Origin of the sequence: Paraburkholderia pallida, assembly GCF_004524855.1 — a bacterium.
GTDB lineage: Bacteria > Pseudomonadota > Gammaproteobacteria > Burkholderiales > Burkholderiaceae > Paraburkholderia > Paraburkholderia oxyphila.
The window spans coordinates 1,455,526-1,475,280 of record NZ_CP038149.1; the positions used below are offsets into that span (position 1 = coordinate 1,455,526).

General features: G+C 65.7%; 17 protein-coding genes. 10 read left to right on the forward strand and 7 right to left on the reverse strand.

Features of this window, described 5'->3' with window-relative positions; translation table 11 throughout:
- Positions 1-9 precede the first annotated feature (9 nt).
- On the reverse strand, positions 10-1,476 hold the full coding sequence (locus tag E1956_RS21660; RefSeq protein ID WP_134752779.1) for an aminotransferase-like domain-containing protein: 1,467 nt from the start codon (positions 1,474-1,476) through the stop codon (positions 10-12).
- A 219-nt stretch (positions 1,477-1,695) separates the two neighbouring features.
- Between E1956_RS21660 and E1956_RS21665 the strand changes: the two genes are divergently transcribed.
- From E1956_RS21665 to E1956_RS21685, 5 genes are all read left to right on the forward strand, one after another.
- The gene (locus tag E1956_RS21665; protein WP_134752781.1) at positions 1,696-2,826 is read left to right on the forward strand and encodes a mandelate racemase/muconate lactonizing enzyme family protein; all 1,131 of its coding nucleotides are present in this window, start codon (positions 1,696-1,698) and stop codon (positions 2,824-2,826) included.
- A 147-nt stretch (positions 2,827-2,973) separates the two neighbouring features.
- A complete protein-coding gene (locus E1956_RS21670) occupies positions 2,974-4,014 on the forward strand; it encodes an ABC transporter substrate-binding protein (protein ID WP_134752783.1) in 1,041 nt (346 codons plus the stop codon).
- Between the two features lie 138 nt (positions 4,015-4,152).
- The gene (locus tag E1956_RS21675) at positions 4,153-5,283 is read left to right on the forward strand and encodes a porin (RefSeq protein WP_134752785.1); all 1,131 of its coding nucleotides are present in this window, start codon (positions 4,153-4,155) and stop codon (positions 5,281-5,283) included.
- A gap of 92 nt (positions 5,284-5,375) precedes the next feature.
- On the forward strand, positions 5,376-6,326 hold the full coding sequence (locus E1956_RS21680) for a LysR substrate-binding domain-containing protein (RefSeq protein ID WP_134752787.1): 951 nt from the start codon (positions 5,376-5,378) through the stop codon (positions 6,324-6,326).
- 98 nt (positions 6,327-6,424) lie between these two features.
- Positions 6,425-6,883, forward strand: coding sequence for a helix-turn-helix domain-containing protein (locus E1956_RS21685; RefSeq protein WP_134752789.1), 459 nt, complete (start codon positions 6,425-6,427; stop codon positions 6,881-6,883).
- A 39-nt stretch (positions 6,884-6,922) separates the two neighbouring features.
- Here the strand turns inward: E1956_RS21685 and E1956_RS21690 are convergent, their stop codons facing one another.
- From E1956_RS21690 to fae, 3 genes are read right to left on the reverse strand one after another with little or no spacing between them, the layout of a single operon-like run.
- Positions 6,923-8,377: an NAD-dependent succinate-semialdehyde dehydrogenase gene (locus E1956_RS21690; RefSeq protein WP_134752791.1), complete on the reverse strand. Its 1,455-nt coding sequence runs from the start codon at positions 8,375-8,377 to the stop codon at positions 6,923-6,925.
- Positions 8,374-9,393 carry an aldo/keto reductase gene (locus tag E1956_RS21695; RefSeq protein ID WP_134752793.1) on the reverse strand — a complete coding sequence of 340 codons (1,020 nt, stop codon included), beginning with the start codon at positions 9,391-9,393 and terminating at the stop codon, positions 8,374-8,376. The genes E1956_RS21690 and E1956_RS21695 overlap by 4 nt, the downstream gene beginning before the upstream one ends.
- A 29-nt stretch (positions 9,394-9,422) precedes the next feature.
- Positions 9,423-9,944 (reverse strand): formaldehyde-activating enzyme, encoded by a 522-nt coding sequence (gene fae, locus E1956_RS21700; protein ID WP_028222231.1) that lies wholly within the window; start codon positions 9,942-9,944, stop codon positions 9,423-9,425.
- Positions 9,945-10,232: 288 nt separating this feature from the next.
- Between fae and E1956_RS21705 the strand changes: the two genes are divergently transcribed.
- The 5 genes from E1956_RS21705 to E1956_RS21725 all read left to right on the forward strand — a co-directional run bounded on the left by E1956_RS21705 (position 10,233) and on the right by E1956_RS21725 (position 15,408).
- Positions 10,233-11,270 (forward strand): ABC transporter substrate-binding protein, encoded by a 1,038-nt coding sequence (locus E1956_RS21705; RefSeq protein WP_134752795.1) that lies wholly within the window; start codon positions 10,233-10,235, stop codon positions 11,268-11,270.
- Positions 11,271-11,342: 72 nt separating this feature from the next.
- Positions 11,343-12,308, forward strand: coding sequence for an ABC transporter permease (locus E1956_RS21710; protein WP_134752797.1), 966 nt, complete (start codon positions 11,343-11,345; stop codon positions 12,306-12,308).
- 101 nt (positions 12,309-12,409) lie between these two features.
- The gene (locus E1956_RS21715) at positions 12,410-13,234 is read left to right on the forward strand and encodes a quaternary amine ABC transporter ATP-binding protein (protein WP_134752799.1); all 825 of its coding nucleotides are present in this window, start codon (positions 12,410-12,412) and stop codon (positions 13,232-13,234) included.
- Between the two features lie 9 nt (positions 13,235-13,243).
- Entirely contained in the window at positions 13,244-14,407 is a 1,164-nt protein-coding gene (locus tag E1956_RS21720; RefSeq protein WP_134752801.1) for an MFS transporter, read from the forward strand.
- Between the two features lie 122 nt (positions 14,408-14,529).
- The gene (locus E1956_RS21725; protein ID WP_134754720.1) at positions 14,530-15,408 is read left to right on the forward strand and encodes a LysR substrate-binding domain-containing protein; all 879 of its coding nucleotides are present in this window, start codon (positions 14,530-14,532) and stop codon (positions 15,406-15,408) included.
- Here the strand turns inward: E1956_RS21725 and E1956_RS21730 are convergent.
- The 3 genes from E1956_RS21730 to E1956_RS21740 are packed head-to-tail and all read right to left on the reverse strand — an operon-like array spanning position 15,381 to position 19,661.
- The gene (locus tag E1956_RS21730; RefSeq protein ID WP_134752803.1) at positions 15,381-17,069 is read right to left on the reverse strand and encodes a GMC family oxidoreductase; all 1,689 of its coding nucleotides are present in this window, start codon (positions 17,067-17,069) and stop codon (positions 15,381-15,383) included. The genes E1956_RS21725 and E1956_RS21730 overlap by 28 nt on opposite strands.
- Positions 17,070-17,086: 17 nt before the next feature.
- On the reverse strand, positions 17,087-18,304 hold the full coding sequence (locus tag E1956_RS21735; protein ID WP_134752805.1) for a mandelate racemase/muconate lactonizing enzyme family protein: 1,218 nt from the start codon (positions 18,302-18,304) through the stop codon (positions 17,087-17,089).
- A 13-nt stretch (positions 18,305-18,317) separates the two neighbouring features.
- Positions 18,318-19,661: an MFS transporter gene (locus E1956_RS21740; RefSeq protein ID WP_418789264.1), complete on the reverse strand. Its 1,344-nt coding sequence runs from the start codon at positions 19,659-19,661 to the stop codon at positions 18,318-18,320.
- Between the last annotated feature and the right edge of the window lie 94 nt (positions 19,662-19,755).

A 19,755-nucleotide genomic window follows, 5' to 3' on the forward strand; every position in this document is an offset into this window, starting at 1 on the left:
AGACCGATCTCAAGCCGAATAAGGCCCCTCCGGCCCATTGCGCAAGGTTCGGGCAAGCCGCTCCAGCGCGTCGCGCAAAGCCTCATGGCTGCGCGCGCCGCCAAGGCTGAGCCGCACTGCGTGCGGAGCGGAGCCGCGCCCGATCACGAAGCTATCCGCCGTCTTCAGGTGCACACCCGCCTGGCGCAGCGCCGCGGCGAATTCGGCTGCGCGCCACGGCTCGGCGAGCGGCAGCCAGAGATGCGGGCTCGCGGGATCCGTGCGCCAGCTCCAGTCCGCCAGCACCTCGGCGGCAATCGCATGGCGCACGTCCACTTGCGCGCGCTGCTGCGCGACCAGCCGGTCCACATCGCCATTGATGATCCAGCGCGTCGCAATCTCGGCGCACAGCGGCGAAGTCATCCAGCAATCGCTGCGGATCACGGCCAGAATCTTCCCCACCCAATCCTGCGGCGCCTGCACGTAGCCGATGCGCAGGCCCGGCGCGAGCGCCTTCGACAGACTGCTGATGACGATGCCGTGCTCCGGCAGCCGCGCGGCCAGCGGCGTGGGCGGCGCATCGAGCAGCGCGGCGGGCACGAGGTCTTCGATCACGACGAGATTGTGGCGCACGGCAATCTCGGCGATGGCTACGCGCCGAGCTTCGGAGAGCGTCGCCGTGGTCGGGTTGTGGAGCGTCGGCACGCAAAAGAGCGCGCGCGGCGCAAGCAGTGTGCATGCGCGTTCGAGCGCGGAGGGCACGATGCCCTCCTCGTCGATTTCGATGCCCACGAGATTGAGCCGCAACTGCCGCGCGAGCGCGACGATGCCGGGATAGCTCAGCGCCTCGGCAAAGATCGTGTCGCCGGGGCGCAGCACCGCGCGCAACACGCACGCGAGCCCATGCTGCGCGCCCTGGGTCACGAGCACCCGCTCCGCCGGCACCGCGCAGCCCATGCGCGCCAGCCAGCGCGCGCCCGCCTCACGGTGCGAGCGGCGCCCGCCCTCGGGCTGATAGAGCAACAGCTCGCCGGCAAGGCGCTCGTCGGCGGCCAGCTCGCGCAGCGTCTGCGTGAGCAGCGACGCTTCGTCGGTCGGCATCGGCACGTTCTGGCCGAGATCGAACGTGCGGCCCGCTGCTGCGCTTGCAGGCGGGGCGCCCGGCGGCGGGGCAACGCCTATTGCCAACGGTGCCGACTGTTCGGGCGCCTGGCGTGTACGCGCGGGCAAGCGCGCACCGTCCGCGTCCGGCTCCGCCACGTAGGTGCCGTCGCCCACGCGCGCCACCACCAGGCCGCAGCGCTCCAGCTCCGCATAGGCGCGGCTGACGGTGCCCGTCGTCACATTGAGCTTTTTCGCCAGCAGCCGGTGCGCAGGCAGTTTCTCGCCGGGCAGCATCTGTCCGCCGTCGATGGCCTGCGCGTACGCGTACGCGATCGCGCGGTATTTCGGCTCGTTGCGGGGCAGCGCGGGCGAGGTGGGCATCCAGCCGTTCATGGTGTTTTCCCGAGGGTCGACGCGTGCCGTGCGCCTGCACGGCAGCGGCATCAATTATCGCGCCCAATTCGCGGAATTGAATGCTGTCATTTACTTCAATTGACTTCATTGAGTGCCACTAATTGACCCTCTAGGATGCCGTAACGCCTCGAACGGCCAAGGAGACAATCGCCGCCCGCGCCACTCGCTTTTGTGCGCAAGGACGGCGACTTAGAAGCCATGACAAATCGCATCGCCCGCATCACGGTCCGCCAGCACCGTTTGCCGCTCGACCCGCCCTTTCCGGCCTCGTGGGACAGCCGGCCGCGCCGCGCCTTTCCCGCGACGATCGTGCGCGTCGAGGACACCGAAGGCCGCATCGGCATCGGCTCCGGCGACGCCATGTACGGCTTCGACGACTACCGCGATCTCTTCATCGGCACCGATCCGCTCGATCTCGCCCGACACTCCGCCGTGCTCGACAACCTCAGCTTCCATGCGGGCCGCCTGTGGCCGCTCGACGTCGCGCTCTGGGACCTGGCCGGCAAGATTCTCGGCCAGCCGTGCTGGCAGATGGCGGGCGCGCGCTCGAGCCGGGTGCGCGCGTATGCGTCCTCGGGCGTGCACCGCTCGCTCGACGGCATGGGGCGCTGGGCCGAGCACGCGGTCGCGCGCGGCTTTCCGGCGCTCAAGGTGCGCTTCGGCCGCGCGAGTCTCGCCGACGATCTCGCCGCGCTCGCCGCCGTGCGCGAAGCAGCGGGCGAGCACATCGAACTGATGGTGGACTGCAATCAGGGCTGGCGCATGCCCTGGGACACCCAGTCCCCCTGGCTTGCCGAGCAAGCGCTCGCGGTCATTCGCCAGATCGAGCGCTACCGCGTGTACTGGATCGAGGAGCCGCTGCATCGCGGCGACTACACAGGTCACGCGTGGCTGCGCAAGCAAACCGATGTGCGCATCGCGGGCGGCGAGATGACGCGCGAACCGCACGAATTCGCGACGTTGCTCGCACACGACTGCTTCGACGTCTACCAGCCCGACGTCGTCTGCACGCTCGGCATGGAAGGCGCACGGCGTCTCGCCGCGCAGATCGAGGCGCACGGCAAGGTGTTCACGCCGCATACGTGGGGCAATGGCATCGGCCTCGCTGCGAACCTGCATGTGGTAGCGGGTGCCGCGCACGCGCCCTTCGTCGAGTTTCCCTACGACCCGCCCGAGTGGACGCCCGAGCGGCGCGACTTCCCGCTCACGCGCGCCATCGAGCCCGACGCGCAGGGCTGGATCGAACTGGGCACGGCGCCCGGGCTCGGCATCGAACTGAATGAAGCCGTACTGGCCGCCACGCGCGCAAACGACAGCCGCTACGACTGAGGCGCACGCAGGCAAACCGAAGCAATCCGAAGCGCCGCGCACATCGAATCACGCGCAGGCGCCTTCGTCCCGGCAACGGGATAGCGCTGAAACTCAGCGATGCATTGACAAGTATTCCAAAGCATTCCAATTACAAGGAGACATGCAATGAAAGTGATTACCTCCCTGATTCGCGCGGCCTGTATCGCCGCCCCGCTCGCCCTGGCCGCGCTGCCGGCGCATGCGGCCGGCACCTGGTGCAGCCAGGGCAAGCCGGTGCGCTTCGCGGGCATCACCTGGGAAAGCGGCAACTTCACGAGCGAAGTGCTGCGCTATATCGTCAAGAACGGCTATGGCTGCCAGACCGATACGGTTCCCGGCAGCACGGCGGCCACGGAAACGGCGCTTTCGCGCAACGACCTGCAGGTGTGGTCCGAGCAATGGACTGGCCGCTCGGAGATCATCGCGGGCGCAGTGAAAGCGGGCACGGTGACGCTGGTGGGCGACACGCTGCCGGGCGGCACCAAGGAAGGCTGGTATGTGCCCGACTACGTCGTGCACGGCGACGCGAAGCGCGGCATCAAGGCGAGCGCGCCCGACCTCCAGTCGGTGAGCGACCTGCCCAAATACAAGGCGCTCTTCACGGACGACGAGGAACCGGACCGTGGCCGCTTCCTGAACTGCCCCTCGGGCTGGGACTGCGAGCGCGTGAACACGCGCCTTTTGAAGCTGCTCAAGCTCGACGACACCTATACGAATTTTCGCCCCGGCACGGGCGCGGCGCTCGACGCGGCCATCTCGTCGGCGTATGCGCGCGGCAAGCCGATTCTCACCTACTACTGGGAACCGGCCGCGCTGATGGCGAAGTACAAGTTCGTTCAACTCAAGATGCCGCCGTTCAACGAGGCCTGCTGGAAGACGCTGCGCGACCCCAACAGCACGCAGCCGTGCGCGTCGTCCTACCTGGTCTCGCATCTGAAGATCGGCGTTTCCACGCCCTTCTACCAGGCCGAGCCCGACGTGATGGCGTTCTTCTCGAAGGTGAGCTTCCCCATCGACTTCCTGAACACGACGATTCTCGACATGACCGAGCATAAGGTCGATGCCCAGGCCGAAGCGCTCAAGTTCCTCAAGGAGCACCCGGAGATGTGGAAGGCGTGGGTGCCGGCAGAGGTCGCGACGAAGGTACAGAAGTCGCTTGGCGCGTAACGCGCAACATCAGCCGCCCAATCAAGCGCCAGATCCGATGGCCACGCGGCGGTGAAATCAGCAGGCATCCCAGGCTTACAAGCCGGCAAACCAGAAAGCGGAGCCGCACCTTGCGGCTCCCACCAAAGGAGACTCTGAGTGAAGAAGAAACTTCTCGCGGCGCTGCCGCTCGCGCTCGCCGCGGCGGGCGCCCATGCGCAAAGCAGCGTCACGCTGTACGGTATCGTCGACCTCGGTATCGACTACGCCAATAACGTGGTCAACGGCGCGAACGGCAATCTCGTGCCGGGCACAGGCGGCCACCTGTTCCAGATGCAAAGCGGCGTGCCGGCCGGCAGCCGCTGGGGCCTGCGCGGCAGCGAAGATTTGGGCGGCGGCCTTTCGGCGATCTTCCGCCTCGAAGACGGCTTCAACGCCGCAACGGGCGGCGGCGGCGCCGGCTTCTCGCGCAACGCCTACGTGGGCTTCAAGTCGGAGCAGTATGGCCAGATCACGTTCGGCAAGCAGTGGGACGCCACCGTCGACCTGATCGAGCCGTACTCGCTCAACGGCAACTATGGCGGCTGGTACTTCGCACACCCGAACGACATGGACAACATGGACAACGGGTTCTCGGTCAATAACGCCGTCAAGTACGTGAGCCCGGTGTTCGCCGGCTTGCAGTTCGAAGGCCACTACTCGTTCGGCGGCCAGGCCGGCCAGTTCTCGAACAACGCCTCGTACAGCGCGGCGGCGGCCTACACGCTCGGCTCGTTCAGCGCCGGCGTGGGCTACCTGCGCGTGAACGATCCGATCACGGCGGTGGCCGGCTATGGCAGCGGCGGCAGCTTCGTGAACGCCGTCTACGGCAATGCGCTCGCCAACGCGCGTTATCAGGGCATCTTGTCGGCCGGCGCATCGTACGCGCTCGGCAGCCTGAAGATGATGTTCAACTACACGAACGTGGACTTCTCGTCCGGCACCGGCAGCCACGACCTGCACTTCCAGAACTATGAAGTCTCCGGCACCTATGCGATCACGCCGGCCTTCACGGTGGGCGCGGGCTATACCTTCACGGACGGTCTCGACCACGCAACCGACGAATCGCCGAAGTATCATCAGTTCAACCTGATCACGCAATACGCACTCTCGAAGCGCACGTCGGTCTACGCAATGGGTTCGTATCAGCATGCTGCCGGATCGGCTGAAAACGCGCAGATCACGGGCTTCAACCCGTCCAGCACGCAGAACCAGGTCATCAGCCGCGTGGGCATCACGCACGTGTTCTAACTCACGGTCGTACGCCCATTGGCGTACGCGCATTTTTGTATGATCTGGCGCCGGCGCAGGCCGGCGCCTTTTTCGCATCACGAGGTTGCAGCATGCGCCGCCTTCCCTCTCTTTCGGCACTGCGCTCATTCGAAGAAGCCAGCCGCACCCTCAGCTTCACGAAGGCGGCGCAGAATCTGCACGTCACGCAAGGCGCGATCAGCCGGCAGATTCGCCTGCTCGAAGACTATCTCGGCACGCCGCTCTTCATGCGGCATCATCACCGGCTGGAAATCACTGCCGCGGGCAAGCGCCTGCTGCCCACGCTGCAAGCCGCGTTCGACAGCATCGCCCATACGCTCGACACGATCCGCGCCGATCCGTCGAACAGCCTCCTGACCCTGAACGCCGCGCCCACGCTCGCCACGCGCTGGCTCACGCCGCGCCTGCGAGACTTTCAGGCGCGCCATCCCGACCTGCGCCTTTCCATCACGAACGAATACGGGCCGCTGCACGGCAGCGAACGCAACGAGGATTGCCAGATCCGTTTCGGCATGGAACCGCTGCCTGGCGGACAGAGCACGCTGCTCATGCGCGAGCGGCACGTGCTCGTGGGCTCGGCGCGCGACTTCGCGGCACCGCCCGCGGACCCGGACGCGTTGCGCGCCATCCTCGCGCAGCACCCCTGGCTCTATATCCTCGATATCGACCGCCGGCTGCTCGTGTGGGAAGCGTGGCTCGAAGCCGCGAAGCTCGACGTGGAAATGGCGCCGCGCGGCGAGATGGAGTTCAGCACGCTCGATCAGGTCATTCATGCGACGGTGGCCGGACTCGGCATTGCCGTCGCGGACCGGCACATGATCGAGCAGGAACTCGCGAACGGCACGCTCGTGCAGCTCAGCGCAATCGAAGTGGATGGGCCCGCAGGCTATTGGCTCGACGTGCGGCCCGAAGTGCAGGAGACGCTGCGCGTGCGCAATTTCAGCAGCTGGCTGGTCGAGCATCATGCGGTGGGTGCCGCTGGCGCGACAGGCCGCCCTGCGCTCACCGCGCCCACGCAATGACGCGCCTCGCTTGACGCATCCCGCCCGGCTCGACGTTTCGATTATTGCGATTTCGATTATTTCGATTTAGAATCGCGGTATTGAGCCAGGAGTCCCTTATGAACACCACGATGCACCCTACACCGCTGCCGTCCGAGCAGGAGGCCGAACTCGCCCGCGCGTCGGGCCGGGATCTGTCGGTCGTGCTGTCGAGCCGTGCCGAAACTCAGCAGTTCGACTTCAAGGACGACAGGGGCGAGACTCGCACCGTCACGCTGCCAACGTCGTTCGTGCGGCTGATGGTCGAGGCGCTCGCGGAGATCGGACAAGGCAATGCGGTATCGCTCATTCCGATCCATGCGGAACTGACGTCACAGGAAGCGGCGGACGTTCTCAATGTTTCGCGCCCGTATTTGATCCAGCTACTCGACAAGGGTGAAATCCCCTACCGGAAGGTGAATACGCACCGGCGCATCCGCTACGATGACGTACTCGCTTACAAGCATCGCGTCGATGCCGACCGTCGTGCGGCACTGGATGAACTTTCGGCGCTCCATCAGGAAATGGGATTGGAGTAAATGGCATCGAGCTCCACGGGGGATCGATGCCATGCAGGATCACCCCAGCCCGCCCATCATCATGTACTTCGTTTCGAGGTACTCATCGAGTCCGTACTTCGAACCTTCACGCCCGAGGCCCGACTCCTTCACGCCACCGAACGGCGCAACCTCCGTCGAGATGATCCCTTCGTTGATGCCGACCATGCCGCTCTCCAGCGCGCCCGCAACGCGCCATACGCGGCCGATGTCGCGCGCGTAGAAATACGCGGAAAGCCCGAAGTCGGTATCGTTCGCCGCCTGGATCGCCTCTTCCTCGGTGTCGAAGCGGAACACCGCCGCCACCGGGCCAAAGGTCTCTTCGTTCGCGAGCATCATGCCGCCGTGCGCGCCCGTGATGACGGTCGGCTCATAGAACGTCCCGCCAAGCGCATGCCGGTTTCCGCCGCACACGACGACGCCCCCCTTCTCGCGCGCATCGCTCACGTGCGCCTCGACCTTGCGCAGCGCCGGACCGTTGATGAGTGGCCCTTGCGTCGCGCCCGGCTCCATGCCGTTCGCAACCTGCAGCTTGCGCACCGCGGTCACGAGTTTCTCGACGAATGCGTCGTGCACGCCCGACTGCACGTAGAAGCGGTTCACGCACACGCAGGTCTGCCCGGTGTTGCGGAACTTCGAGGCCATCGCACCTTCCACGGCGGCATCGAGATCGGCGTCGTCGAACACGATGAACGGCGCGTTACCGCCCAGCTCGAGCGAGACCTTCTTCACGCTGTCCGCGGCGGCGCGCATGAGGAGCTTGCCCACGCGCGTCGATCCCGTGAACGAAATCTTGCGCACGGCCTTCGACGCCATCAGCGTGTCGCCGATCGCCGGTGCGTCGCCGGACACCACGTTGAACACGCCGCGCGGGATACCGGCCTCCTCGGCCAGCACCGCCAGCGCGAGCGCGCTAAGCGGTGTTTCCTCGGATGGCTTGAGCACCATCGTGCAGCCCGCCGCCAGCGCCGGGCCCGCCTTGCGCGTGACCATCGCGAGCGGGAAGTTCCACGGCGTGATCGCGCCGACCACGCCTACCGGCTCCTTCGTCACGACGATGCGCGAACCCTTCTTCGGCGCGGGAATCACGTCGCCGTACGAGCGCCGCGCTTCTTCCGCAAACCACGTAAGGAAGCTCGCCGCGTAGGCCACTTCGCCGAGCGCCTCCGCATACGGCTTGCCTTGCTCCGCGGTCATGATGCGCGCGAGGTCCTCGCGATGCTCGAGCATCAGTTCGCCCCAGCGGCGCACTTTCGCGCCGCGCTCGGCGGCCGTAGCGTCGCGCCACGCCGGAAACGCCTGAGTCGCGGCAGCCACGGCCTGCAGCGTTTCGCGCGCGCCGGCGCGCGCGACTTCCGCCAGCGCCGCACCGCTGGCCGGGTCGAACACGCTGTAGGTCGCATCGCTCGCGACCCATTCGCCGTCGATGAAGCTCGATGTGCGCCACAGACGCGTTTCCTTGAGGCCGCCGATCATGCCGCGATCTCCAGACGACGCGCCGCGCGCGGCACGCGTGGAATGCGCGCCGTCACGTAATCGTTGATCACATCGCAAGGCGTGTAGTTGCGGTCGAGTTCGTACTGCTCATCGGCATCGAGTTGCATATCGAGCGCCGCGAGCGCGCTGTCGAACTGCGCAACCGTATCGGCGCCCACCAGCATCGACGACACACCCGGGCGGTTCAGCACCCACGCCTGCGCGATCTGCGCGCACGAGACGCCGCGTGCGTCGGCGACTTCGGCCACCGAGCGCGCGATCTCGCGCGAAGCTTCGTCGTCGTACATCTGCACGGTGAAGAAGTCGGTCTGGTTGCGCACCGACTTCGCGTCGCCCGAGAGCAGGCCGCGCGCGAGCGGGCTGAACACCGAGACGCCTATGCCCTGATCCTGGCAGAACGGAATCATCTCGCGCTCTTCTTCGCGGTATGCGCAGTTCAATTGCAGCTGCATATTGATCGGGCGTGCGAAGTTATAGCGCTCGCACGCCTGCAGGATCTTCGCGAACTGCCACGTGAACATGGTCGAGACGCCGATATAGCGCGCCTTGCCCGCGCGCACGATGTCGTTGAGCGCGTCCATGGTTTCCTCGACGGGCGTATTCACGTCGAAGTAGTGGAGCATGTAGACGTCGACATAGTCGGTCTGCAGGCGGCGCAGCGAGCCGTCGATGCCATCCATGATGTGCTTGCGCGAATGGCCCTGGTTATTGACGCCATTGCCGATCGGATAGCCCACCTTGGTCGTGAGCACGAGCTCGTCGCGCTTCGCGATGCGCCGCACGATGCGCCCGACCACTTCCTCGCCCACGCCGGTCGAATAAAAATCCGCGAGGTCGATGAAATTCACGCCCGCTTCGAGCGCGCGGCGCACGATCGGCTCGCTCTGCTCTTCGTTGTAGATCCACGGCTTCCAGTCGGGCGTGCCCATGTTCATCGTGCCGAGGCACAGGCGCGACACCTTCAGGCCCGAGCGGCCGAGTTGCACGTATTGCATCGTAGTCACCTGATAACGGTAGTCGTGGCTCAGGCCGCGCGGGCCTTGGGCGTGTAGAACGGATTGCTGATCTGGTCTTTGATCTTCGCGACGTCGTCGAGCTTCGGGAGCCCGTTCATTGCGGCGCGGATCGCGGTCTTGCAGGCCGTGTAGTTGTTCTCGTAGACGGCGTCGAGGTCGTCGCACGACCAGTTCACCCAGTTCGCCGTGACGATGCACCATTCGTTCTCGGCCTCGGGCGGCAGCGTGCCGTCGAGCATCGCCTCGGTCACGGCCTTCGCGATAGCGGCCTGGGATGCGCCCCAGGTGGCATTGCCGTGCAGGTCGCCGCGGATATCGGCTTTATTCACGTAGAGCGTGGCGGGCTTGACCGGCACGTTGGGCTGCGCCACCACCATGAAGGGCACATGGCCCTGCGAAGGCGACGAGAGACTGTTCGTGAACGCCTGCCCCACCGGACCACTACGCGGGCCGATCATGATGTTGATGTGAGCGGCGTTTACGCCTGGTCCTGCAAAACCCTCACCGATATAAACTTCCAAGGCTTTCATGGCTGACTCCGTCTCCAGTTTCGTTGTGTGCCGCAGCGCAGCATGCTTTGTCGATGCGGCCTGCGCGTCGAGACGAATTGCAGCACACGCGAAACGCGCCCAAAAGCTATGAAATCTCATGGGGGCATGACGCGGATTCATTGCCATGAGATCAGGTAATGCTTCGATGACTATTCGTGGCTTCGCAAGCCAAAACGCGGCCGGTAGACTCTGTTCGCATCGATCAAAAATATGGCCCGCGCTCCCGCGCAGAGGCACATACATGACTTCCTGAACGGAGGAGACGACATGAAACGTATCACGCGTTCCAGCGTGCATCTTGCGGCCGCGCTTGCGCTGGCAGGCGCTGCCACGAGCAGCTTTGCGGCGCCCGGCTGGTGCGAGTCCGGCAAGACCGTGAAGCTCGCGCAGATCACCTGGGAAAGCGGCGCCCTGATGACCGAAATGGTCCGCACGGTGTTAGAAAAAGGCTACGGCTGCAAGACCGAGGTCGTGCCCGGCGCCACGGCCGCCACCGAGACCGCGCTCTCCAGCAATGACCTGCAGGTATGGGCCGAGCACTGGACGGGCCGCAGCCCGATCGTCGCGCGCGCGCTCAAGGACGGCAACGTGAAGCTGGTGGGCGAGCTGATCCCCGGCGGCGACAAGGAAGGCTGGTACGTGCCCGATTACGTCATCAACGGCGACCCGAAGCGCGGCATCAAGCCCCTCGCGCCGCAATTGCGCTCCGTCTCGCAACTGGCGCAGTACAAGGCTCTCTTCGCCGACGATGAAGAACCCGGCAAGGGCCGCTTCTACAACTGCCCCGCCGGCTGGGACTGCGAGCGCTTCAATAACCAGTTGCTCAAGGCCTACAAGCTCGGCGACGACTACACGAATTTCCGCCCCGGCACCGGCGGCGCACTCGACGCGGCGATCGCCTCGGCCTACGAGCGCGGCAAGCCCATCCTCTTCTACTACTGGCAGCCCGCCGGCCTGATGGCGAAGTACCACTTCGTGCAGTTGCAGGGCGCGCCCTATTCGGACGCCTGCTGGAACACGATCACCGACCCGAAGGGCACGCCGTGCGCCTCGGCATTCAAGGTCTCGCACCTGAAGATCGCAGTATCCACGCCGTTTTACGACACCGAGCCCGGCGCCGTGGCGTTCTTCGAAAAGGTGAGTCTGCCGCTCTCGCTCGACGAGCAACTGGTGCAACAGATGCATGACAAGAAGCTCGACGCCTCTACCGTCGCGCACAGCTTCTTCGAGCAGCACCCCGAAATCTGGAAGCAATGGGTTACGCCGGACGTCGCGGCGCGCGTGCAAGCGGGCTTGCGCTCGTAAGCGGCTTGCCCGCACCGTGAAGCGAACGATGCAGCAAGGCATCGCCCCGTCATACGCAGAATGAGGCTCACCATGGGATCTCCCTTCCTTCACCTGTCGATTTCCGACTGGGTCAACGATCAGGTCACCGCGTTCGTGCAGGAGCACGGCGACGCGTTTCATAACTTCAGCGTCCTGATGCTGCGCTACGTGCTCGTGCCGCTCGAAGGCCTGCTGCGCGCGACGCCGCCGCTCGTCATCCTCGCGGCCGTGGGCCTGCTCGCCTGGCACGCGTCGCGCCGCATCGGCGTGGCGTTCCTGTTCGTGGCCCTGCTCTGGCTGATCGGCTGCTTCGGGCTGTGGGACAAGCTCATGCAGACCTTCGCGCTGATGGTGGTCGCCACGCTCATTTCGGTGATCCTCGGCGTGCCCATCGGCATCCTCGCGGCTTCGAGCAGCACGCTGCGCCGCGTGCTGCTGCCCGTGCTCGACGTGATGCAGACGCTGCCGAGCTTCGTCTACCTGATTCCGGTGCTGATGCTGTTCGGCCTCGGCAAGGTGCCCGCGATTCTCGCAACGGTCGTCTACGCGCTGCCGCCGCTGATCCGCCTGACCGATCTCGGCATTCGCCATGTGGACGCGGAGATCGTCGAAGCGGCGCGCGCGTTCGGCACCACGCGCACGCAATTGCTGTTCGGCGTGCAGCTGCCGCTCGCCCGCCCGAGCATCATGGCCGGCATCAACCAGACCACGATGATGGCGCTCTCGATGGTGGTGATCGCCTCGATGATCGGCTCGCGCGGCCTCGGCGAAGACGTGCTTGCGGGCATCCAGACGCTCGACGTCGGCAAGGGCACGCAGGCCGGCATCGCCATCGTGATCCTCGCCATCGTGATCGACCGCATCAGCCAGGGTTACGGCCAGGGGCGCCGCACGCGCGGCCTCACACGCAAGTCGAAGCAGCCCTCGCGGATTCCGTTTCGCCGCGCCCGCGATCAGGAAAGCAGCAACGCCGATGCGGCCGGAACCGGCGACCTGAGCAGCCAGCCGGCCAAATAACGGCCACCCAGGACCCACAACGGACGCGAATGCATTAGCGCTGGCATCATGCAAGAAACGCACGAGACGGCGCACTCCGAACACGCAATGAGGTAACGAACATGAGCGGCATCGAAGTCAAACACGTCTACAAGATTTTCGGCGCGCGCGACGCGGGCCAGCGCGCGCTCGAGCTGCTGCGCGGCGGCGCGAGCAAAGCCGAGGTCCTCGAGAAGACGCGCTGCAACGTCGGCCTGAACGACGTGAGCCTGTCGATCGGCTCGGGCCAGATCTTCGTCATCATGGGGCTCTCGGGCTCGGGCAAATCCACGCTCGTGCGCCACTTCAACCGGCTGATCGAGCCCACCATGGGCGAGATCCTGATCGACGGCAACGACGTGCTCAAGCTCTCCGAGGGCGGCCTGCGCCATCTGCGCCGCTACGGCGTGAGCATGGTGTTCCAGAGCTTCGGCCTGCTGCCGCACCAGACGGTGCTCAACAACACCGCCTACGCACTCGTCACGCGCGGCGAGAAGAAGGCCGCCGCGCATGCGAGCGCGCGCGAATGGCTCGCCAAGGTGGGACTCGACGGCTACGCCGATCACTACCCCGACGAGCTCTCGGGCGGCATGCGCCAGCGCGTGGGGCTCGCCCGCGCGCTGGCCGCGAACACCGACGTGATCCTGATGGACGAGGCGTTCTCCGCGCTCGATCCGCTCATCCGCGCGGAGATGCAGGACCAGTTGCTGGAACTGCAGAAGACGCTCAAGAAGACGATCGTGTTCATCACGCACGACCTCGACGAAGCGCTGCGCATCGGCAACCAGATCGCGATCTTGCGCGACGGCCGCCTGATCCAGTGCGGCACGCCCGACGACATCCTGCATCGACCCGCCGACGACTACGTGCGCCGCTTCGTGGAGCGCCGCACCGACGTGACGCACTAAGCGCGGCGCATGCGGGCGCTCATAGGCCTGCTGGGCGGCTACACGATTCTCGTTTGCGGCAATAGCCTGCTCACCACGCTGATTTCGCTGCGCATGCTGGCCGCGCAGCACACTGCGCTTGGCGTAGGCCTTGTGCAGTCGTGCTATTACGTCGGTTTCATCGTGGGCGCGCTCGGCCTCGGCCCGCTCGTGACGCGCATCGGGCCGCAGCGCGCGTTCATCGGCTTCGGCGCGCTCGCGGCCCTCGCGGCGCTCGGCTACCTCTCCTTCGACTCGCCCGACATCTGGGCCGTGCTGCGGCTCGTGACGGGCTTCAGCATGGTCGGCGTATTCACGTCGATCGAAAGCGGCGTCAACAGCGCCGTGCCGAACCGCCAGCGCGGGCGCGCGTTCGCGTTCTATCTCGTGCTCACCTATCTCGGGGTGAGCATCGGCCAGTTCCTGCTCGGCGTGAGCGCGCCCGGCAGCAACCTCGAGCATGGGCTCGTGAATGGCCTCTTTGTGGCTGGGCTGATACCCGTGGCGCTGATCGGCGACTGGCAGCAGGTGGTGCCGCCGCCCATTGCCGCCATGACGAGCGCCTCGCCGCTCGCCACGCCCAAGCGCCCCACGCTGCTGCTCGACGGCCTGCGCGAGCTGCACCGCGTAGCACCCCGAAGCGTGCCCGCCTGCATCGGCGCGGGGCTGCTCTCCAGCGCGTTCTATGCGCTCACGCCGGTCTATCTCGCGCGCATCGGCTTTCCGGCCAGCGACATTTCGCGTGTCATGGGCATCGTGCTGATCGGCGCGCTGCTCTCGCAGTGGCCCGTGGGCCGCCTGTCCGACCATCTCGGGCGGCGCGCGACGCTCGGCGCGGTCTCGCTCGTCGCCGCGCTGGCGGCGGCCGCGCTGGTCGTGATGCGCGCGCCGTGGGTGGTGGACGCCCTGCTCTTTCTCTATGTCGCGCTCACCTTCACGCTCTATGGCGTGATCGTCTCCGACGTGAACGACCACGTCGATCAAGCCCGCCGCGTGCAGACGAGCGCCACGCTGCTGCTCGTCTTCTCGCTGGGCGGCGCGGCCGGGCCGACTATCGCGTCGGTCTTCATGCGGTTCATCGGCCCCGGTGGCCTCTACGTCTTCGCCCTTGCCGTCACGCTCGGCCTTGCGGCGCTCTCACGCTCGCGGCGCTGAGTAGCGAGCCGCCGTTGCGCCGTTGCGCCGCTGCGCCTCGCGCGCCGGTATACTCCGTCGTTTTGGCGCCCCGTCATTTCGAGATGGCGCGGGCCCGCGAGGAGACGACCTTGAAGCGAAAAATGCCGGCGCTGAACGCGCTGAAGGCATTCGAGGCGGCAGGCACGAGCGGCAGCTTCACCCGCGCCGCCGAGCAGCTGAACGTGACACAGAGCGCCGTGAGCCGCCAGGTGCGCCAGCTCGAGGAGCAGCTTGGCGAAACCCTGCTCGAACGCCACCACCACCGGCTCGAACTGACCGACGCCGGCCGCACGCTCCTGCGCACCTTGCAGCAATCGTTCGACCGTATCGAGCTGACCGTGCGCACGATCCAGCAGAAGAGCGACCTGAACCGACTGCGCGTGAACGCGCCGCCCACCTTTGCGAGCCGCTGGCTCGTGCCGCGCCTGACAAAGCTGCACGCGCGCCATCCCACGCTCGAATTGAGCCTCACGACCCACTTGCAGGACAGCCTCGCCGATTCCACCGCGCTCGATTGCGCGATCCGCTTCGGCGACGGCGAATGGGCGGGACTCGAAAGCTCACTGCTGATGCACGAATCGCACATTGCGGTCTGCTCGCCCGCGCTGCTTGCGAACGGCCCGCTCGACCTCGCGAAGCAGACGCTGCTGCACGTGCTAGCCGGCGAAAATCAGCGCTATCTCACGTGGCGGCACTGGCTGGATGCCGCGCGTATCGAAGATGTGGACACGTCGGGCGGCTATGAATTCGATCTGCTCGACCATGCGATCCGCGCGGCGATAGAGGGGCTCGGCGTGACCATGGCCGACCGCAACATGATCGGGCGTGAGCTGGCTGAAGGGCGGCTCGCGCCGGTGCGCGACGTCCATGTGGACGGGCGCCAGTCGTACTGGTTCGTGGTGCGGCCCGAACAGCAAGGCTCCAGGCCGCTCCAGCTGTTCCGGCAGTGGCTTCAGGATGAGATTGCCGCGGCGCGCTGAACGTTGGCCGCGAGGCTGCGTGCGGCAATGTCGTGCTCCGCATCTTCGATGATCATCTCCGCGCCCTTTTCCGCGACCATCATGGCGGCCGCGTTCGTATTGCCGGACGTGATGTTCGGGAAAATGGACGCATCCACCACGCGCAGCGCCTCGATGCCGTGCACGCGCAAACGTGCGTCGACCACGGCCGTGCGCGGATCGGGTCCCATCGCGCAACTGCCGCACAGGTGATAGATCGAACCGCTCTGCTCGCGGAAAAACTTGAGCATGCTGGCGTCGTCGGTCACGTCGCCGGCCGGCGTGACCTCTTCCACCGTCACTTCCTGCAGCGCCCGCGCCGTCATCAGCTTGCGCACGAGACGGCTGCCCGCGATGGCCTCGTCGCGGTCTTTCTGCGTCGAGAGATAGTTGCCGCGGATCTTCGGCGCGTCTTCCAGATTCGCCGAGGCAATCTCGATCGAGCCGCGGCTCGTGGGCCGGCACGGATTGAAGCAGACGAGAAAACCCGAATACGGCTCCGGGGTGAGCTGCGCGCGATTCGATTTAGGAATCCGATACGAAAGCGGATTGAAATACACCTGCATGTTCGGATGCGCTTCGTTCGCACTGGTGCGGAAAAAGCCTCCCGACTGATTCACGCTCATCGAGAACGGCCCCGTGCGCTTGACGAGGTATTGCAGGCCGAACTTGAGCTTGCTCGTCCAACTGCTGAACGCGTCGTTGAGCGTCTTCATGCGCGAGCGATAGTAGAAGCTCACGCACAGGTGGTCCTGCAAGTTCTGCCCCACGGCCGGCAGCTCGTGCACCACGTCGATGCCATGCTTCGCGAGCAGCGCGCGCGGCCCCACGCCTGAGAGCTGAAGCAGCTTGGGCGAATCGACCGCGCCCGCGGCGACGATCACTTCGCGGTTCGCATGAAACGTGCGCTTCGCACCCTGCTGAACGATCTCCACGCCCGTTGCGCGCCGGTTACCGGTTTCCGCATCGACATCGAACAACACGCGCGACGTACGCGCATGAAGCTCGATCTTGAGATTCGGGCGATGCCCCGCGCGATGCAGATACGCGAAGCTGCTCGACGCACGCTGGCCGTCGCGCGCGTTGACATCGTAGATGCCCACGCCTTCGAGGCGCTCGCCGTTGAAGTCATCGTTGCGCTCGTAGCCGAGCTGCGTGCAGCCTTCGATGAAGGTCTGGCAAATCGGATGCGCACCGTCCTTCATCGGCGTGATGCGCACCGGGCCGTTTGCGCCGTGCCACCGCGTGTCGCCGAGCGGATGCGATTCGAGCTTGCGGAAATACGGCAGCACGTCCTGGTAAGACCAGCCCGGATTGCCCGCCGCGGCCCAATCGTCGAAATCGCGCTGCGCGCCGCGCACATAGATCATCGCGTTGATCGAGCCCGAGCCACCCTGCACCTTGCCGCGCGGCGCGTAGATCTGGCGTCCGGCCAGCTCGGCTTCCGGCTCGCTGTAATACATCCAGTTGTGCTTATCGTTGTAATACAGCTTGGCGAAGCCGATGGGAATCTTGAACCAGAACGAATCGTCGGAACCGCCCGCCTCGAGCAGCAGCACCGAATGGCGCCCCGAAGCCGAGAGCCGCTCGGCAAGAATGCAGCCCGCCGATCCGGCGCCGACGATGATGTAGTCGTAGTTCATCTCTGTGCTCCCACGGTTCAGCCGCGTGCGGGCGAGGTGTCGCGCACGTCGGCCGGCTGGCTCGCCATCTGCAGATGCAGGCGCTCGCCGGTGTATGGCGAGTGCGCGCGCACGACGTCCATGTCGAGTTCGACGCCCAGACCCGGCGCCTTCGACGGAATGATGTAGCCGTCTTCCCACTGGATCGGCTTCTTGAGGATCTGCGCATGGAAGCCGTCCCACGTGCCGATGCTTTCCTGAATCAGGAAGTTCGGCGTGCAGGCCGCGATCTGGATGCTCGCCGCCGCGCCAATGGGCCCGTTGTAGAGATGCGGCGCGATCTGGGCGTAATGCACTTCGGCAAGCGTGGCGATCTTCTTGGCTTCGAGCAGGCCACCCACGCGCGCGACGTTCATTTGCAGGATCGACGCCCCGCCCGCTTGCAGCAGCTTGTGGAATTCGTACTTGGTGGTGAGGCGCTCGCCGGTCGCAATCGGAATCGACGTGTGCTGCGCGACATTGGCGATGGCCTCTTCCTGGCCCGGCGGCACCGGCTCCTCGAACCAGAGCGGGTCGTACTTTTCGAGGCGCTTCGCCAGCCGGATGGCCGACGAAGGCACCATTTGCCCGTGCGTGCCGAACAGCAGGTCGGCCTTGTTGCCCACGGCTTCGCGCACCTTGCGGCAGAACGTTTCGCAACGGTCGAGCACTTCGAGCGAGAGTTGATGCCCCGAGTAGGCCGTGTACGGACCCGCCGGATCGAACTTGACCGCAGTGAAGCCCCGCTTCACGTTTTGCGCGGCGCATTCGGCGGCGAGATCGGGGTCGTCGTAATCGTATTCGCCCTTCGCGTTCTTCGGATAGAGATAGGTGTACGAACGAAGACGCTCGTTCACCATGCCGCCGAGCAGCTCGTACACCGGCTTGCCCGCCGCCTTGCCGACGATGTCCCAGCATGCCATTTCGAGGCCGCTCACGATGCCCATCATCGTGAGGTCGGGGCGCTGCGTGAAGCCGCTCGAATAGGTCTCGCGGAACAGCCGCTCGACGTGGTGCGGATCGTGATCGAGCAGATAGCGCGTGAACACGTCCTCGATGGCGGGCACCATCACGTCGGGATGGAAGGTGGCGGCATAGATTTCACCGACACCCTCGATGCCGCAATCGGTCTGCAGCGTGACGAAGATCCAGTACATGCCGCCGAGGTGCGGAGGAGGCACCGCGACGACATGCGTTTGCATGGCGACGACTTTCATGGTTCGGGCAGATTCAGACAGTGTGGGAATGAGACATGCGCTTGAGCACGAGCGCGGCAATGCCGCCGAGCGCACCGATAGCCGCGATGTAGGCGAAGTAGAACTGGTAACCGGGCAGGCCCGCGTAGTGCTCCGTGAAGTAGCCGTTCACGAGCGGCAGGAAAATGTCCGACGAATAGCCGACCAGCGACACGAGGCCGATCGCGAGGCCCGTGATACGCATGGGGATCGCGCAGTAATCGAGCAGCGTCCAGTAGAGGCCGCGAATCGCGTAAGTCATGAGGCCGATGAACAGCACGACGGCGCCGAGCAGCGCCATGTTGCGCAGCGCCGGCAGCACGATCAGGCCCACCAGCCCCGCGACGGCAAGGAACATCGCCCAGATCAGCACGCGCAGGTTCGAGAAGCGGTCGCCGAGAAAGCCGCCGCCGATGCCGCCGATCGGCCGCATCCAGAGCTTCGCCGTGGTCACCATGCCGGCCGCCACCACGCTCATATGCAGCTCGCCTTGCTGGAGATACGCGGAGAAGCTGTAGGTGGCCCAGAAGATTTGATAGCCGCAAAACACGACGGCCGCCATGAGCCAGAGTTGCGGAATCGAAGCGAGCGTCCTGAGATCGCGCCGGAGCGAGCCGTCCGCAGCGGCGGCATCGGTCGCATCGGCTGACTGGCCGGCGGCGGCGCGTGTGGGCCTCGGGTCCTTGAAGAAGGTCATCACCGCGCCAAGCGCGATACACGTGAAGGAATACAGATAAATCACGTGGCGCAGTCCAACCGCCTCGCCGCGCCCCGAACTCGTGGCGGCGGCGAAGAGCGCGAGCGCCGCGGTCGCGAGCAGCGCCTCGACGAGCCCGCGCCCTCCGTCGAGCAAACCGAAAAAACGGCCCTGCTCGTTCGGCGCCGCGATCATGCGCACGCGCTTGAGCACCGAAGCCCAGAACGTGAGGCCCGTTGTGAGGCCCCAGCAGCAGAAGATCACGAGCAGCACATGGAACGAAGGTGCCGTCGAATACCAGAGGCCCAGCGCGCCGGTGCCGATCAGCGAGAAGCAGATCAGGAGGCGCGGCGCGACGCGGTCGGCGAGCCAGCCGCTCGGCAGATAGGAGACGAAGAAGACGATGCCGAGCACCGAATAGAGGTAGCCCAGTTGCGTGTTGTCGATGTGCAGGACATCGAGCATCGTCGTCTGATAGACCTGACGCAGATAGAGCAGCGGATAGATTCCGCCGGCAGCCAGCACGAGCAGCAGCAACTGAACGTAGCGCTGCGGCGAGCCCGCTGTTGCGGGTGCGAACGATGAGATATCGGCGCGCGGCGAGCCTGCTGGCGCGGTGGGCTTGGCGATGGACTTCTGCAAGACGGTCTCCATTTCGCGGGCTCGCTGGCCTGGGCACCCGGTACGGGGCCCTGGTTGGCGGTCTGCGTTTATTCAGGCGGGCGTTCGTTGCAGC

What these genes read in the sequence shown, in the direction of transcription:
- E1956_RS21660 (WP_134752779.1), bottom strand. Translation starts at nt 1,476, where the DNA reads ATGAACGGCTGGATGCCCACCTCGCCCGCGCTGCCCCGCAACGAGCCG.
- E1956_RS21665 (WP_134752781.1), top strand. Translation starts at nt 1,696, where the DNA reads ATGACAAATCGCATCGCCCGCATCACGGTCCGCCAGCACCGTTTGCCG.
- E1956_RS21670 (WP_134752783.1), top strand. Translation starts at nt 2,974, where the DNA reads ATGAAAGTGATTACCTCCCTGATTCGCGCGGCCTGTATCGCCGCCCCG.
- E1956_RS21680 (WP_134752787.1), top strand. Translation starts at nt 5,376, where the DNA reads ATGCGCCGCCTTCCCTCTCTTTCGGCACTGCGCTCATTCGAAGAAGCC.
- E1956_RS21685 (WP_134752789.1), top strand. Translation starts at nt 6,425, where the DNA reads ATGAACACCACGATGCACCCTACACCGCTGCCGTCCGAGCAGGAGGCC.
- E1956_RS21690 (WP_134752791.1), bottom strand. Translation starts at nt 8,377, where the DNA reads ATGATCGGCGGCCTCAAGGAAACGCGTCTGTGGCGCACATCGAGCTTC.
- E1956_RS21695 (WP_134752793.1), bottom strand. Translation starts at nt 9,393, where the DNA reads ATGCAATACGTGCAACTCGGCCGCTCGGGCCTGAAGGTGTCGCGCCTG.
- fae (WP_028222231.1), bottom strand. Translation starts at nt 9,944, where the DNA reads ATGAAAGCCTTGGAAGTTTATATCGGTGAGGGTTTTGCAGGACCAGGC.
- E1956_RS21705 (WP_134752795.1), top strand. Translation starts at nt 10,233, where the DNA reads ATGAAACGTATCACGCGTTCCAGCGTGCATCTTGCGGCCGCGCTTGCG.
- E1956_RS21710 (WP_134752797.1), top strand. Translation starts at nt 11,343, where the DNA reads ATGGGATCTCCCTTCCTTCACCTGTCGATTTCCGACTGGGTCAACGAT.
- E1956_RS21715 (WP_134752799.1), top strand. Translation starts at nt 12,410, where the DNA reads ATGAGCGGCATCGAAGTCAAACACGTCTACAAGATTTTCGGCGCGCGC.
- E1956_RS21720 (WP_134752801.1), top strand. Translation starts at nt 13,244, where the DNA reads ATGCGGGCGCTCATAGGCCTGCTGGGCGGCTACACGATTCTCGTTTGC.
- E1956_RS21725 (WP_134754720.1), top strand. Translation starts at nt 14,530, where the DNA reads ATGCCGGCGCTGAACGCGCTGAAGGCATTCGAGGCGGCAGGCACGAGC.
- E1956_RS21730 (WP_134752803.1), bottom strand. Translation starts at nt 17,069, where the DNA reads ATGAACTACGACTACATCATCGTCGGCGCCGGATCGGCGGGCTGCATT.
- E1956_RS21735 (WP_134752805.1), bottom strand. Translation starts at nt 18,304, where the DNA reads ATGAAAGTCGTCGCCATGCAAACGCATGTCGTCGCGGTGCCTCCTCCG.